The sequence below is a fragment of the Saccharothrix sp. ALI-22-I genome (assembly GCF_001984175.1).
Taxonomy (GTDB): domain Bacteria; phylum Actinomycetota; class Actinomycetes; order Mycobacteriales; family Pseudonocardiaceae; genus Actinosynnema.
Window position 1 is genome coordinate 606,079 of sequence record NZ_MTQP01000068.1, and the last position, 13,551, is coordinate 619,629.

General features: G+C 68.8%; 15 protein-coding genes. 11 read left to right on the forward strand and 4 right to left on the reverse strand.

The genetic code is table 11. The features are described 5' to 3' along the window. Window positions 1–52: 52 nt before the first annotated feature. The 4 genes from ALI22I_RS39555 (at window position 53) to ALI22I_RS39570 (ending at window position 4,514) form a co-directional block, all read left to right on the forward strand. Window positions 53–679 carry a cupredoxin domain-containing protein gene (locus tag ALI22I_RS39555; RefSeq protein ID WP_077010690.1) on the forward strand — a complete coding sequence of 209 codons (627 nt, stop codon included), beginning with the start codon at window positions 53–55 and terminating at the stop codon, window positions 677–679. A gap of 77 nt (window positions 680–756) precedes the next feature. Then, window positions 757–1,431, forward strand: coding sequence for a DUF6802 family protein (locus tag ALI22I_RS39560; RefSeq protein ID WP_077010691.1), 675 nt, complete (start codon window positions 757–759; stop codon window positions 1,429–1,431). Window positions 1,432–2,035: 604 nt separating this feature from the next. Further along, window positions 2,036–3,847, forward strand: a complete 1,812-nt coding sequence (locus tag ALI22I_RS39565; RefSeq protein WP_077010692.1) for a phosphoenolpyruvate carboxykinase (GTP) — start codon at window positions 2,036–2,038, stop codon at window positions 3,845–3,847. A gap of 52 nt (window positions 3,848–3,899) precedes the next feature. Next, entirely contained in the window at window positions 3,900–4,514 is a 615-nt protein-coding gene (locus ALI22I_RS39570) for a hypothetical protein (protein ID WP_143532672.1), read from the forward strand. Window positions 4,515–4,555: 41 nt separating this feature from the next. Here the strand turns inward: ALI22I_RS39570 and ALI22I_RS39575 are convergent, their stop codons facing one another. Genes ALI22I_RS39575 through ALI22I_RS50005 form a run of 3 tightly spaced genes read right to left on the reverse strand, consistent with a single transcriptional unit; the run spans window position 4,556 to window position 6,526 of the window. Next, a complete protein-coding gene (locus tag ALI22I_RS39575; RefSeq protein ID WP_077010694.1) occupies window positions 4,556–5,386 on the reverse strand; it encodes a septum formation family protein in 831 nt (276 codons plus the stop codon). A 5-nt stretch (window positions 5,387–5,391) separates the two neighbouring features. Beyond that, window positions 5,392–5,706: a hypothetical protein gene (locus ALI22I_RS50000; RefSeq protein WP_077010695.1), complete on the reverse strand. Its 315-nt coding sequence runs from the start codon at window positions 5,704–5,706 to the stop codon at window positions 5,392–5,394. 25 nt (window positions 5,707–5,731) lie between these two features. Continuing rightward, complete coding sequence (locus tag ALI22I_RS50005) at window positions 5,732–6,526, reverse strand: hypothetical protein (protein WP_077010696.1); 795 nt, start codon at window positions 6,524–6,526, stop codon at window positions 5,732–5,734. Window positions 6,527–6,890: 364 nt separating this feature from the next. Here ALI22I_RS50005 and ALI22I_RS55190 point away from each other — a divergent pair, with 364 nt between their 5' ends. From ALI22I_RS55190 to ALI22I_RS39605, 4 genes are read left to right on the forward strand one after another with little or no spacing between them, the layout of a single operon-like run. Next, on the forward strand, window positions 6,891–7,616 hold the full coding sequence (locus ALI22I_RS55190) for a YbaB/EbfC family nucleoid-associated protein (RefSeq protein ID WP_077010697.1): 726 nt from the start codon (window positions 6,891–6,893) through the stop codon (window positions 7,614–7,616). Between the two features lie 34 nt (window positions 7,617–7,650). After that, window positions 7,651–7,974 carry a WXG100 family type VII secretion target gene (locus tag ALI22I_RS39595; RefSeq protein ID WP_077010698.1) on the forward strand — a complete coding sequence of 108 codons (324 nt, stop codon included), beginning with the start codon at window positions 7,651–7,653 and terminating at the stop codon, window positions 7,972–7,974. Window positions 7,975–7,991: 17 nt separating this feature from the next. Beyond that, window positions 7,992–9,122 carry a hypothetical protein gene (locus ALI22I_RS39600; protein WP_077010699.1) on the forward strand — a complete coding sequence of 377 codons (1,131 nt, stop codon included), beginning with the start codon at window positions 7,992–7,994 and terminating at the stop codon, window positions 9,120–9,122. A 2-nt stretch (window positions 9,123–9,124) separates the two neighbouring features. Continuing rightward, a complete protein-coding gene (locus ALI22I_RS39605; RefSeq protein WP_077010700.1) occupies window positions 9,125–9,940 on the forward strand; it encodes a hypothetical protein in 816 nt (271 codons plus the stop codon). 2 nt (window positions 9,941–9,942) lie between these two features. On the opposite strand, the gene ALI22I_RS39610 is transcribed toward ALI22I_RS39605, so the two are convergent. Then, window positions 9,943–10,716, reverse strand: coding sequence for a LamB/YcsF family protein (locus ALI22I_RS39610; RefSeq protein ID WP_077010701.1), 774 nt, complete (start codon window positions 10,714–10,716; stop codon window positions 9,943–9,945). Between the two features lie 92 nt (window positions 10,717–10,808). Here ALI22I_RS39610 and ALI22I_RS39615 point away from each other — a divergent pair, with 92 nt between their 5' ends. From ALI22I_RS39615 to mctP, 3 genes are all read left to right on the forward strand, one after another. Then, complete coding sequence (locus tag ALI22I_RS39615; protein WP_077011169.1) at window positions 10,809–11,507, forward strand: GntR family transcriptional regulator; 699 nt, start codon at window positions 10,809–10,811, stop codon at window positions 11,505–11,507. Between the two features lie 129 nt (window positions 11,508–11,636). Beyond that, the gene (locus ALI22I_RS39620; protein WP_077010702.1) at window positions 11,637–11,903 is read left to right on the forward strand and encodes a DUF3311 domain-containing protein; all 267 of its coding nucleotides are present in this window, start codon (window positions 11,637–11,639) and stop codon (window positions 11,901–11,903) included. After that, complete coding sequence (mctP, locus tag ALI22I_RS39625; protein ID WP_077010703.1) at window positions 11,903–13,537, forward strand: monocarboxylate uptake permease MctP; 1,635 nt, start codon at window positions 11,903–11,905, stop codon at window positions 13,535–13,537. Before ALI22I_RS39620 ends, mctP begins: the two co-directional genes overlap by 1 nt. The last annotated feature ends 14 nt before the right edge of the window (window positions 13,538–13,551 follow it).

Consider the following 13,551-nt stretch of genomic DNA (forward strand, 5'->3'; position numbering starts at 1 on the left):
GCGACCCGGACAACGCCGTCCTGGTCGCCCCCCGCTTCTTGGAGACCACCTCATGCGCGCCTTGCTCGCCGCCGCGTTCCTCCTGCTCCTGGCGTTGCCCCCGGCGTCGGCCCAAGCCGTGGCCGCTGCCGGCGCTCAAGGCCACCAGATCCCGATCGCCCAGTACGCCTACCAGCCCGCCGAGATGACGATGCGCGTCGGCGAGACGGTGACCTGGATCAACCAGGACACGGCGCCGCACGACGTGGTCACCACCTCCGGCCCCGCGGTGCTCAAGTCGCCGCTGCTGGAGCAGGGGCAGTCGTGGAGCTTCACGTTCACCGTGCCCGGCACCTACCAGTACTACTGCTCGGTGCACCCGGACATGCGGGCGAGCATCACGATCCTGCCCGAGGAGACCACCGCCGCGGCCCCGCCGCTGGCCGCGCAACAGCCCCCGGCCGCCGCCGTGCCACCGGCCGATCCGCAGGCCACCGCACCGGCCGCCACCGCCGGCGACCCCGCCTCGCCCTCCGCTCCCACCGCTCTCACGACGACCATCGCACCGGCCCAGGTCACGGCCGCCGTTCCGCAGTCGTCCTCGGGTGGACTGGATCCGATGCTCCTGTTGGCCGGTCTGGTTGCCGCCGTCACGACGTTCTGCCTGCTCCTCATCGGTTCACGACCGGAGAAGGGGTGACGTGGGGTTCCCCGGCGGAACCGAACAGGCATAACGTGAGTCCTACCCGTACAGATCGCCAGGAGGGTGGGAACACGGTGTACATCGACGAGACAGGCGCGACCGATGGCGAGCTGAAGGTCACGGTCAGCGACGAGGAGTACACCGCCGAGGCGACCTACGACCTCGATCAGGACGGCGTCGAGGACAGCGCGGTCGTGGAGACCGACGACGGTGGGCACTTGGCGTTCACCGACACCGATGGTGACGGCCAAGCCGACCTGATGAGCACGTTCGACGCCGACGGCGAGCTGACCAGCCAGGCCGAGTTCGACGAGGGCTCCGGCGAGTGGATCGCGGTGGACCCGTCGGACGACCGCGGCCAGCAGGCGAACACGAACGCCGGCAAGGCCATCGTGGTCGACGTGGAGGACGGCGAGGACCAGAACGTCGGCCCCGCCACCGAGGACACCGACGGCGACGGCCGCGCCGACACGGCGGTGGTGAAGGACGAGGACGGCGACACCTGGCTGTTCACCGATGCCGACGGCGACGGCAAGGCGGACCTGGCCACCGAGATCACCCAGGACGGCGAGGTCACCGTCTCCAAGCACACCGCCGACGACGAGTGGACCGAGGTCGAGCACGGCCGCATCGGCGAGGACGGCAAGTACACGCCGGACAACGACGAGGTGTGGGGGAACGAGAAGGTCACGGTCTCCGGCGTGGTCCGCATCGACTCCGTGACCGGCCAGTGGATCAGCCCGAACTGACCGGTGCTCACCTTTTCGGTTTTCACCTTCCGGTGTCTCCGACGAGCCGCTGCCGTCGTCCCTGGTGACCCGGGGATCGCCCTGCGGCCGCTCCCCCATTCCCTTCGGCGGGCCACTGCGCCACGGCGCCGAAGTGGCGGGCTGTGGCGACTGGCCACGGTCCGCCCGACCCTTGTGGCCGAGGTGGAACCGGCGCTCACCGTGCTGCTCGGTTCGCCCATGCGTCGAGCCTGAAACGGTCAGGAAAAACAGGCATTTCGACCCAACAATTCTTTCACCATGACGTGAGAGCGCTCTCACAGGTCATGAGTTGTACACCTGATCGTGTGGTGATCGACGCACCGCTACGCCCTTGCATTCCGTGAACTAAAGCCCAGGTCACAGGGAGGATTTGTGGTGATCGGGTGCTGAATCGATTCCAGAATCGGTTTTGTGAGCCAGCCGACAGGTCAGATGCGCGTTACCGGGGATTAACCCGGCTAACCTCCGTCTATCCCCTTAAACGGCACGCCCTCCACCGGGCGGGCGGAGCCATTCCCGAGGACGTCCCACCCGGACATCGGCGTCCACCGTGGGCTGGCGCTCAGCTAGGAGACGAGACGAGATGACGGCAGTGACCATTCCCGGTCTCGACCAGGCACCTACCAACCACCCGCGCCTCCTGTCCTGGGTGCGCGAGGTCGCCGAGCTGACCTGCCCGGACGAAGTCGTGTGGGCCGACGGTTCCCAGGACGAGTGGAACCGGCTCACTGCCAAACTCGTGGACGCGGGCACGTTCGTCCCGCTGAAGAAGAAACCCAACTCGTTCTGGGCGGCCTCCGATCCCACGGATGTGGCCCGGGTCGAAGAGCGCACCTTCATCTGTTCGGTGGACCCGGCGGACTCGGGCCCCACGAACAACTGGATGGACCCCGCCGAGATGAAGGCGATCATGACCGAGCTCTACCGGGGCTCGATGCGCGGTCGCACGATGTACGTGATCCCGTTCTGCATGGGTCCGCTGGACGCGGAGAAGCCGATGCTCGGCGTCGAGATCACCGACTCGGAGTACGTCGTCGTCTCGATGCACATCATGACCCGCATGGGCACCAAGGCGCTGAACCGATTCCGCGAGGACGCCGACTTCGTCAAGGCGCTGCACTCGATCGGCGCGCCGCTGGAGCCGGGCCAGGCCGACGTCCCGTGGCCGTGCAACGAGACCAAGTACATCACCCAGTTCCCCGAAGAGCGGACCATCTGGTCGTTCGGCTCCGGCTACGGCGGCAACGCGTTGCTGGGCAAGAAGTGCTACTCGCTGCGCATCGCCTCGGCGATGGCGCGGGACGAGGGCTGGCTCGCCGAGCACATGCTGATCCTCAAGCTCACCTCGCCGGAGCAGAAGGCGTACTACATCGCGGCCGCGTTCCCCAGCGCCTGCGGCAAGACCAACCTCGCCATGCTGGAGCCGACCATCCCCGGCTGGAAGGTCGAGACCCTGGGCGACGACATCGCCTGGATGCGGTTCGGCAAGGACGGCCGGCTCTACGCGGTCAACCCGGAGAACGGCTTCTTCGGCGTCGCGCCCGGCACCGACTACCACACCAACCCCAACGCGATGCGCACCATCGAGAAGGGGAACTCGCTGTTCACCAACGTCGCGCTGACCGACGACGGTGACGTGTGGTGGGAGGGCATGGGCGAGCCGCCGGCCCACGCGATCTCGTGGAAGAAGAAGGACTGGACGCCCGACAGCGGGGAGCTGTCGTCGCACCCGAACTCGCGCTACTGCACGCCGATCGAGCAGTGCGACATCAAGGCGCCCGAGTGGGACGACCCGAACGGCGTGCCGATCTCGGCGATCTTCTTCGGTGGCCGCCGCGCCACCACCGTCCCGCTGATCACCGAGTCGCGCGACTGGCAGCACGGCGTGTTCATGGGCGCCACCCTGTCCAGCGAGACGACCGCCGCGGCCGTCGGCAAGACCGGTGTCGTGCGCCGCGACCCGATGGCGATGCTGCCGTTCATCGGCTACCACGCCGGTGACTACTTCCAGCACTGGATCGACACCGGCAAGTCGGCCGACGCGGACAAGCTGCCGAAGATCTTCTACGTCAACTGGTTCCGCCGGGGCGAGGACAAGCGCTTCCTGTGGCCCGGGTTCGGCGAGAACTCGCGCGTGCTGAAGTGGGCCGTCGAGCGCATCGAGGGCAAGGCCGCCGCGATCGAGACGCCCATCGGCCACGTGCCCACGGCGGACGAGCTGGACCTGTCCGGGCTGGACGCGTCGCACGAGGACATCGAGGCGGCGTTGCAGTTCGACGCCGACGAGTGGCGTGCCGAGATCCCGCTGATCGAGGAGTGGTTCGCCAAGATCGGCGAGAAGGTGCCGACCTCGCTGCGCGACGAGCTGGAGGCGCTGAAGCTCCGCCTCGGCTGAGCTCTTCGCACAGCTGACCCGTAAAGCTGAAACTTGTTCGGCGTGAGACCCGGTGGCCAATGGCGTCCACCGGGTCTTTTTGGTTGATCCAGGTGTCGTCGGACTGCTCCAGAGGTACTACAGAGCTGTGAGCCAATCGGACGATTTCCTCGGCGGGCTGCACTTCGACAGCCCGCGCGACTTGCAGCAACGGGTACCGAGACCGAGAGCCTCGCAGTACCGCACGACGACTCAGGCCGCGGTGGAACCCGCGGTCGAACCCTTGGTGGAGCCCGCAGTCGGGCCCGAGGTCGAGCCCGCGGCCCGTCCGGCCGCACGGGTGAAGAGGCGCGTGTCACCGTGGTGGCACGTCGCCGGCTTCTTGCTCGGAGCGCTCGGTGCCGTGAACGCGGCGGTCCTCTGGGGCTACGGACTAGACCAGTTGGACGAGGTGCGCCTCCGCGGCCTGGTGGCGTTGGGACTCGCGGGACTGTTGATGGGATTGGTGTGTCTCGGGAAACTGTCCCCAGCCGCACCCCTGATCGCCGGCCTGGGTGCGCTGGCTGCTTCGGTGTTGTTCGAACTGAAGACTTTCGAGTTCTTGCCGGTGCTCAGGCCGGTCTTCGAGAGCGGCGTTCCGGTTCTGGTCGGCGTGCTGCTGGTGTTGCTGGCCTTGCGACGAAGGTAGTTGTCCACAGGTTGTGGATAGAGCTGTGCACAGCCTGTGGGTCAGTTGGGGAGCGGGTTCGTGCCGAGGCCCCACAGCCTGCCGCTGAACGGGCGGGTCGCCTCGGCGTAGCAGATCGCCGACGTGTAGCCCTCTGACCAGGCTTGGCTGCCGAACGCGCGCCAGGACGCGAAGATGTCCGCACGCGGTGCGCCGACGTAGTTCGTGACGGCCCTCGCGCAGTGCTCGGCCGCCTTGGCGTTCACCTGGTCGAGGGACGGCGTGGGGTCCTGTGGATTGCCCAGCGTGAGCACACCGGGCACGGCTTCGGCCTTGTGCGGTTGGTCGCAGGCGGTGATCCCGGCGTCCTTCGCCTGCCCCGGTGACGCCGTCGCACACAGCTGGACGGTGCCGAACCCGGCCGCCTTGAGCAGGTCCTTGGCGCTGTTCTTGCGCCGCACCCGGCTGCCGTCCGGTTTCATCTCGACCACCGTGCAGACGCGCCAGCGGTCGCCCTTGGCCCAGCCGTCGCGGCTCGGCCAGAACGCGTGGGCCTGGAGCCGGGTGGCGTCGTGGTCCGCGCTGCCCAGGTACGCGGTCAGGGCGGCCCGGCACGGCGGCAGTGCGGCACGGCGCAGGTCGCGGTCGCTCGGGTAGCCGGCGCCCAGACCTTCCAGCAGGCCGACCTCGGTCACCTCGGCCTCGTGCTCGGTCTTGCAGTCGAGGACTTCGAGGCCGGTGTCCGTGCACTGGCCGGCCTTGGGCAGCTGGTCGGCGGTCGGCGTGAGGGAAGGCCGGACGACCTCGGCGTCCGGCACGCCCGGCACCGGGGCCGTGCAGGCGGCGAGCGACAGCGCGGACAGTGCCACGACCGCCGCCCGCCAGCCCCTCACGTCGATCAGATTACTGACACCAGCGACACCACCTGGCCGGCGATCGCGCGGCGGTCCTGTTCGAACGCCGGGTCGGTGAGCGCGGCCGGGTCGACCGGCTGGCCGAGGACTGGCGTGTGCAGGTGGCCGCCCGCGGTCGTGCCGGCGCCCAGCCCCAGCCGCAGCCGGTTGGCCCGGTACGTCGACTCGTTGGACAGGTAGTCGCCGCCGCTGCCGCTCGCCGCCGCCGCACCCGGCGTCGGCTCGTCGGTACGGCAGCTCGGCGTGCCCGCGCCAGGAGTGCCCACCGGCCACCCGCAGAACGACCGGTTGTAGAACACGGGAACGGCGTGGTCCCGGCGTCGATCATGCGCTGGTGCGGCAACGTGGTCTCGATGAACTCGTGCGCCGGTTGAGGCCACCCGGCCGCGTCCGGCGCCACACCGCGCGCCGACACGTCGTTGTTGTCCGGGAACCCGCCCCGCCACCGCGCGGCCCACCGCTCGACGTCGAACCGCCCCGGCCGGCCCTGGCCGGCGGTGACCAGCGCGTCCGGCCGGAAGCCGAGCGCCGAGCCGTAGAACCGCTCGACGATCCCCTGGTCGAACGTCCCCACAGCACCGCAGCACGGCCGCCTCCACCACGACCCGCCCCGGCGGGCGTGTCGATCACCTCCCCGTCGAGCTGCAACGCCGCCGCACTGGCCGGGTTGCTGCGCCGCACGGACGTGCCGCTGAGCTGGAACGGATCGAACCCGGTAACCGCGACCCGCCGGACCCCGTCGGAGAACCTCAGGTCCGAGACGCCTCGGGAGGCGCGGTCGAACGAGTCGACCAGCTTGGCCCGGTCGGTCGCGGTGAGCTGCCAACCCCGGGGCTGCCACTGCCGCAGCGCCTTGGTCGCGTGCAGACGGGCCCAGTGCAACGGCCGGTCGTCGAAGGCGTCCCAGGTCTGCGGCGACTGGGCACGTTGCACGGCGGCACGCCACAGCTCCGTGCCGCTGGTGAGGGTGAGCTGGAGGGCCTGGGACCGGGAGACCGGCTCGCACAGGCGGGTGGTGAACCGGCTGACGTCGTCGTCGAACCCGCCCAACCGCACGAGTTCGGGCCCGACCTCCGGCCCGGTGGGCGTGAGCCGGTCGTCCAGCCGCTGCTCCTCCACGGTGGTGGGAGCCCTCTGGTCGAAGCACGGCGCGGGCTGCGCGCGCGACGCCGGGAAGGGTGAGGAGGGACAGGCCAAGGACGAGCAGGATCACCGATTGGAGTCATCTGGTCACCCACAGATACTCTCTGACCGCCCTGGGGTCGAGGAACCCGCCGATCGGCCCTCAGGGTTCACGCGCCGGTACAAACCCATCGCTCTCACCGGGCGTGGGCCTCATTGCATTCCGCCCACCATTGCCCGAACGCCCCTATATGTCTTTTGACCGTTCCGACCCGTAGTGGACCGTCCCGCTGCCACTATGGGGCCCGCTCACGCCGGCGCCGGGACGTGCCGTGAAGTCGAAACTTGTGGAGGTCTTGTCGTGTCGGCCGAGTTCGACCAGCTCGTCGCCCAATTCGAGCAGTTCCAGGCCAAAATCCAGCGGGTCGACGGGCAATTCGCCGGCATCGGGGAGATGCAGCAGGAGTTGGCCGCGCTGGAGGTGGTGGCCACCTCCCCCGACCGTGCCGTGACGGTCGTCGCAGGTCCATCCGGGGCGATCAAGGACATCCGGCTGACCGACCAGGCCATGCGCCGACCGCCACAGGCGCTGGCCGCCGCACTGATGGCAACGCTGCGGCAGGCAGTGGCCGAGGCCGCGCGCCGCCAAGCGGGGATCGTGGAGAACGCACTCGGCGACGACATGCACCTCACCGACCAGGTGCTGGAAACGCAGGCCCAGCTGTTCGGCGTCACACCGCAGGAACTGCGCGCCATGACCGAGCAGGGCGCACCGCCGCAAGCACCGCCGCAAGCACCGCCGCCCCTCGGCCCGCCGCCCGCCAGTCCGCCGCCCGTCGGCCCGCCTCCCGGTCGGCCACCGATGGCACCGCCACCCATGGCCGGCCCGGGACCACACCGGATGCCGCCCCCCGGCCCTGCCCCGCGCCCGGTTCCGCCGCGCCGGCCCGCACCGCCCGAGGAACCGGACGACTTCTCGCAGAAGCAGTTCCTCCGCGACGATCAGCCGAAGCCGCCTCCGCGATCCGGCCCCACGCAGAACCAAGACGGCCGTTTCCTCAACCTCTACGACGACGAGGACCGGTGATGGTGTCCGTGAGCAATCAGACGAGGAGTGCACGGTGAGCGGCGGCTTCGACGTCAATCCCGAGGAACTGCGACAGTTCGCCGGCAAGCTCGACGGCCACCGCAGCACCGCCGCCGAGATCGCGGGCCTGGTGGCCAAGGCGGACGTGGGGGACAAGTCGTGGGGCGTGGTCGGCCTGTTCGTCAAGGACAACTACACGCAGATGTTGGGCGACCTCAACGACCTGTTCACCGCCCTGCAGGAGGGGCTGCAGTCCGGTTCGGACAAGTTCAAGGGCGCGGCGCAGGACTACGACGACCAGGAAGAAGCGGTCAAGCAGCTGCTGAACGGCCTGCAAGTCGAGCTCGACAACCAGTAGGGGCGGGGGAATCCAGGATGGCTGAAGAGAAGACCACGGCCGGCGGCGTCGAGATCACCGTCGGCGAGAAGGACACCAGCCAGAAGATGGCGGAAGCCGCCCCCTTCTACGGCAACTACCTCAAGATCAAAGAAGCGTCGGGCAAGGCTGCCGAGAACGGCGGTGCCGAGGTGACCGGCCTGGCCTCCGAAGGTACCGCGTTGATCGGCTCACTCGGCACCTCCGCGCTGGGGATCGCGACCGACCCGATCGGCTGGCTGGTCGGGCAGGGGCTGAACTTCCTGATCAGCGTCGTGCAGCCGCTGGAGGACGCGATCCACTTCGTCAGCGGCGACGGCCCCGCGCTGGCCCAGGCGGCGGAGAACTTCAACGCCATCGGCAAGGGCGTGGCCGACCTGCGCCAGAAGTTCGACGAAGACCTGCAGAGCTCGGTGACGGCCTGGGGCGGCAGCGCGTCGGAGGCGGCGAGCACGAAGCTGGGCGAGTTCGCCAACGGCATCGACGGCGTCGCCGGTCAGGCCGGGGAGCTGGCGCAGATGCTCCAGATCTCCAGCATGATCATGACGATCATCGAGGACTTCATCAAGGCGATCATCACCGAGCTGATCACCTGGCTGATCATGATCTGGATCCCGGCGCTCGCGGCGGCCGTGCCCAGCTTCGGCGCGTCGACCGCGGCGGCGGGCGCCGCGACCGGCGTGCGGGTCGCCACCACCGGCAGCCGGGTGGCTCGGATCGTCGCCAAGCTGCGCCAGTTCCTGACCAAGATCCTCGACTTCCTGCGCAACCTGAGCAAGCGGGTCGGGAACGTGAAGACCGCCTTCCAGCGGTCCATGGCCAACAAGCAGGTCAACAGCGTCGCCGCGGACGCACTCAAGGCCTCCGGGCTCCCGGGCAGCAAATCGCCGCTGGTCAAGCTGTGGAGCAAGGACGGCATGATCGGCGAGCGGGTGCAGCAGGGTTTCGGCAAGTCCATGTGGGGCGCGACCACTGATGCGGCGGCATCGCAGCTGGGTGTCGGCACGGGGGCGAACGCCGGTATCGACAAGCCCTTGCGGAACCAGGCCGCCCAGGAGAAGGCGGACGAGTACGCCGGCACCGGCCAAGACCAGTCGAAGCAGCAGACCGAGGGGTATCTGGATATCTGATCATGGATGACTTCTACCAAGATATCGCGCTCTTCGCAGGCCTCTGTTTGGCCTTGTTCGGCCTGCTGTTCTGGTGGCGTCGGCGCAAGGATCAGAAGGAGGAGCGCGGGTACGCCGACGCGCTGGCCGCGCTCGCCGGGAGGCTTGGCGGGACGGTGGCCGGTTCCGCCGACGTCCGCGCGTGGTCGGCCGAACTCCGGCCACCGATGAAGAGCGACACAGACGGCCTTTCCGGCTGGTTGAGCACGGTGTCGCAGCCCCGCTTCGAGACCGCGCTGGACTTCCGGCGGGGCAACTGGGCGGTACGCGTGGGCGAGGCGTCGATGGAGAAAGCGAACTCGAGCAGCTCGGCTACGACCTACGAGCACAGGATCGAGGTGGCCACCTCGATCCTGCCCCCGATGAAGATCAGCCGCCGGATCTACGTGGACTTCAGAGGCCGGCCACTGACCTCGGATCGCGCTCAGGCCGTCGGACCGGCCGGCGAAGCACCGCTCACGGCAGTGCGGGAGCAGCGGCAGTGGCTCCAGACCAGGTTGCCGGAACCGGTGGACCGGGAGTTCACCGTGTTCACCACCGACCCGTCCGCCGTGGCACGGGCGTTCAACCCCCAGGTCGTCGAGTGGATGCTCGGACAGGCAGGCTCCAACCCCTTCATCAGCGCAATGCCTCTCCTGCTGACCTTCGAGGCGGGGCTCGTCTACACCACCTCGCCGCACCGGATCGACCCGGACCAGATCCTGGCGAAGGTCGACGTGATCCTCGGGCTACTCGACCGGATGGGCGTAGCCCCAGCGCACCCGCCCGTGACGGCCTGAGGTCACGCGCTCATCCGGTCCAACCCACCGGAGAAGGGACCCAGCACCACACCCGCGTCGGTCAACGCCGACCGCACCGCCCGTGCGATCGCCACCGCGCCGGGGCTGTCGCCGTGCACGCAGATCGAGTCCACCGGCATCCGCAGCACCTGCCCGTCCACCGCCCGTACCCGTCCCTCCGTCGCCAACCCCACACACCGGGCCGCGATCTCGCCGACGTCGTGCAGCACCGCACCCGGCCGACGCCGGTCGACCAGCGTCCCCACCGCCGTGTAAGCCCGGTCCGCGAACGCCTCGTACCGGACCGGCAGCCCGGCCACCTCCGCCCGCTTCAACCACACCGCGCCCGGCAGCCCGAGCACCGGCAACGTCGGGTCGTACGCCCGCACCGCGTCGACCACCGCGTCGGCCTGCGCCTCGTGCGTGACCAGCGCGTTGTAGAGCGCTCCGTGCGGCTTGACGTAATCGACCCGCGTCCCGGCCGACCGGGCGCACGCGTCCAACCCACCCAGCTGGTACAGCACCTCGGCGGTCAAGGTCTCGGGTGATACGTCGACAAATCGCCTGCCGAAGCCGTTCAAGTCCCGGTAGCCGACGTGCGCACCGACCGCCACGCCCCGCGCCGCCGCCAGCTCGCACGTCCGCCGCATCGTCTCCGGATCACCCGCGTGGAACCCGCAGGCGACGTTCGCGCTGGTCGCCACGTCGAGAAGAGCCCGGTCATCCCCGAGCGCCCAGCGGCCGAAGCCCTCACCCAGGTCGGCGTTGAGGTCCATGAGCCCCCTCTCGCAAGTATTGTTCAATGTAAGGATTGTTCAACGATCCTTCAATACTCCATTTGAGTCGTCGGGCACTAGACTTGTTCAACATGACGACCGCTGAGGCAGACGGCTGGCTGAACGCCCTCGCGAAGGACCGGGGCGACATCGACCGGTCCAGCACCGCCGAGCGCGTCGCGGACAAGCTCCGCACCAGCGTCCTCGACGGCGACATCAAACCCGGCCGGCAGCTCAACGAGAAGGCCCTCGGCGAAGCCCTCCGCGTCTCCCGCAACACGCTGCGCGAAGCGTTCCGGCTGCTCACCCACGAACGCCTGCTCGTGCACGAGTACAGCAAGGGCGTGTTCGTCCGCCGCCCCGACGTGGCCGACATCGTGGATCTCTACGCCGCCCGCCGGGTCATCGAGTGCGGCGCGATCCGCCGCTGGCCGAAGGTCACCGACGAGGCCCGGCAAGCCGTCCGCGACGCCGTGGACCTCGGCCTTGCCTGCCGCGACAAGGACGACTGGACCGGCGTCGGCACCGCGAACGTGAAGTTCCACCAGGCCATCACCGCCCTCGCGGGCAGCGCCCGGCTGGACGAGGAGGTCAAGCGCCTGCTCGCCGAACTGCGCCTCGCCTTCCACGTGATGGGCGACCACGAGGAGTTCTACCGGGACTACCTGCCGCTCAACCAGTCGATCGTGGACCGCCTCGACGCGGGCGAGGTCCAGCAGGCCGAGGAAGCGCTGCTGACCTACTTCGACCGGGCGGAGAAGCACTTGGTGACCGGCCTGCGCGGTGAGTGACAAACGGTCACGATCCAACTACGTCATGCGTCGGTAACCCACCTGACATGGTGACTACCGTCCTCCCCCCGGCCTAGCATCGCGCGACACCGCGTCACCGCGATACCCGGCCGCCGTACGGAGGGGCACATGCCGTCCGCTCGAAAATCCAGCCTCCGCTGGAGCAATTGGAACCTGCTCCTGCTCGTTCCGCTCCTGATGCTCGTCACGCCCTGGTTCAACGCCGATGAGCCGAGGCTGCTCGGGTTGCCGTTCTTCTACTGGTACCAATTCGCCTGGGTCCCGGTGGGCGTGCTCTGCGTGGGCCTGGTCTACGTCAAGACCAAGGACCAACCCGCGGTCAAGGGCAAGCCCGACCTGCTGAGCGTGGACGACCTGGACGAGGGGGCCAAGTAATGCAGTGGACCGAGTTGGTGGTGTTCAGCGCGCTGTTCCTGCTGGTCACCGTCCTGGGCTTCTTCGCGGCGCGGTGGAAGGCCGGTGACACCCTCGACCACTTGGACGAGTGGGGTCTGGGCGGCCGCAAGTTCGGCTCCTGGATCACCTGGTTCCTGGTCGGCGGTGACCTCTACACGGCTTACACGTTCGTGGCCGTGCCCGCGCTGGTCTTCGGTGCCGGTGCGATGGGCTTCTTCGCGCTGCCCTACACGGTGATCCTGTACCCGATCGTGTTCCTGCCGCTGGTGCGCATGTGGTCCGTCTCCCGCGTGCACGGCTACGTGACGCCGGCGGACTTCGTCCGCGGCCGGTACGGCTCGCACTGGCTCGCGCTGCTGATCGCGATCACCGGCATCGTCGCCACCATGCCGTACATCGCGTTGCAGCTGGTCGGCCTGGAGGCCGTGCTGCGCACGATGGGCCTCAACGGCTCCGGACTCCTCGGCCACCTGCCGCTGTTCATCGCGTTCGTGATCCTCGCGCTCTACACGTACCAGTCGGGGCTGCGCGCGCCCGCGCTGATCGCGTTCGTGAAGGACACGTTGATCTACATCGTGATCATCGTCGCGGTGATCTACCTGCCGTCCAAGTTCGGCGGCTGGGGCGCGATCCTCGACACCGCCCAGGCCAAGTACGCCGCGTCCGAGAGCAAGGCCGACGGGATCATCCTCAACGCCAACAACCAGCTCCAGTACGCGACGCTGGCGCTGGGCTCGGCGTTGGCGCTGTTCCTCTACCCGCACTCGCTGACCGGCATCCTGGCCTCGCGCGGGCGCAACGTGATCAAGCGGAACATGGTCGCGCTGCCCGCGTACTCGCTGCTGCTGGGCCTGCTGGCGATGCTCGGCTTCGTCGCGATCAGCGCGGGCGTCAAGCCGATCACCAACCAGGCCACCGGCCGCCCGGACACCAACACCATCGTGCCGGTGCTGTTCGGCCAGGAGTTCCCGGCCTGGTTCGCGGGTGTCGCGTTCGCGGCCATCGCGATCGGCGCCTTGGTGCCCGCGGCGATCATGTCGATCGCGGCGGCGAACCTGTGGACCCGCAACATCTACAAGGAGTACCTGAAGAAGGACGCCTCGCCCGCGCAGGAGGCCAAGCAGGCCAAGCTGGCGTCGCTGGTGGTGAAGTTCGGCGCGGTCGCGTTCATCGTGTTCATCGACCCGCAGTTCTCCATCGACCTGCAGCTCATCGGCGGCGTGATGATCCTGCAGACGCTGCCGGCCGTGGCGATCGCGCTCTACACCCGGTGGTTCCACGTGCGGGGCCTGATCGCGGGCTGGATCGCCGGCATGGGTTACGGCATGTGGCTGCTCTACAACATCGGCAACCCGGCCGTCGGCAAGGCGCACTTCGCCGGTTCCGCGCTGCCGCTGGACAAGCTGTCGCTGTTCGGCTGGCACCCGTTCGCCGGCTCCGCCGTGCAGATCTACGTCGGCGCGATCGCCATCGTGGTGAACCTGCTGGTCGCGGTCATCGTGACGCTGATCGCGAAGAAGGCCCGGGTGTTCAACGGGACCGACCAGACCGAGGCCGACGACTACCACGTGGACGAGGACAGCGACCGGGTCAAGCCGGTCGCCGTCCACTGACCGTCCACCAGCCG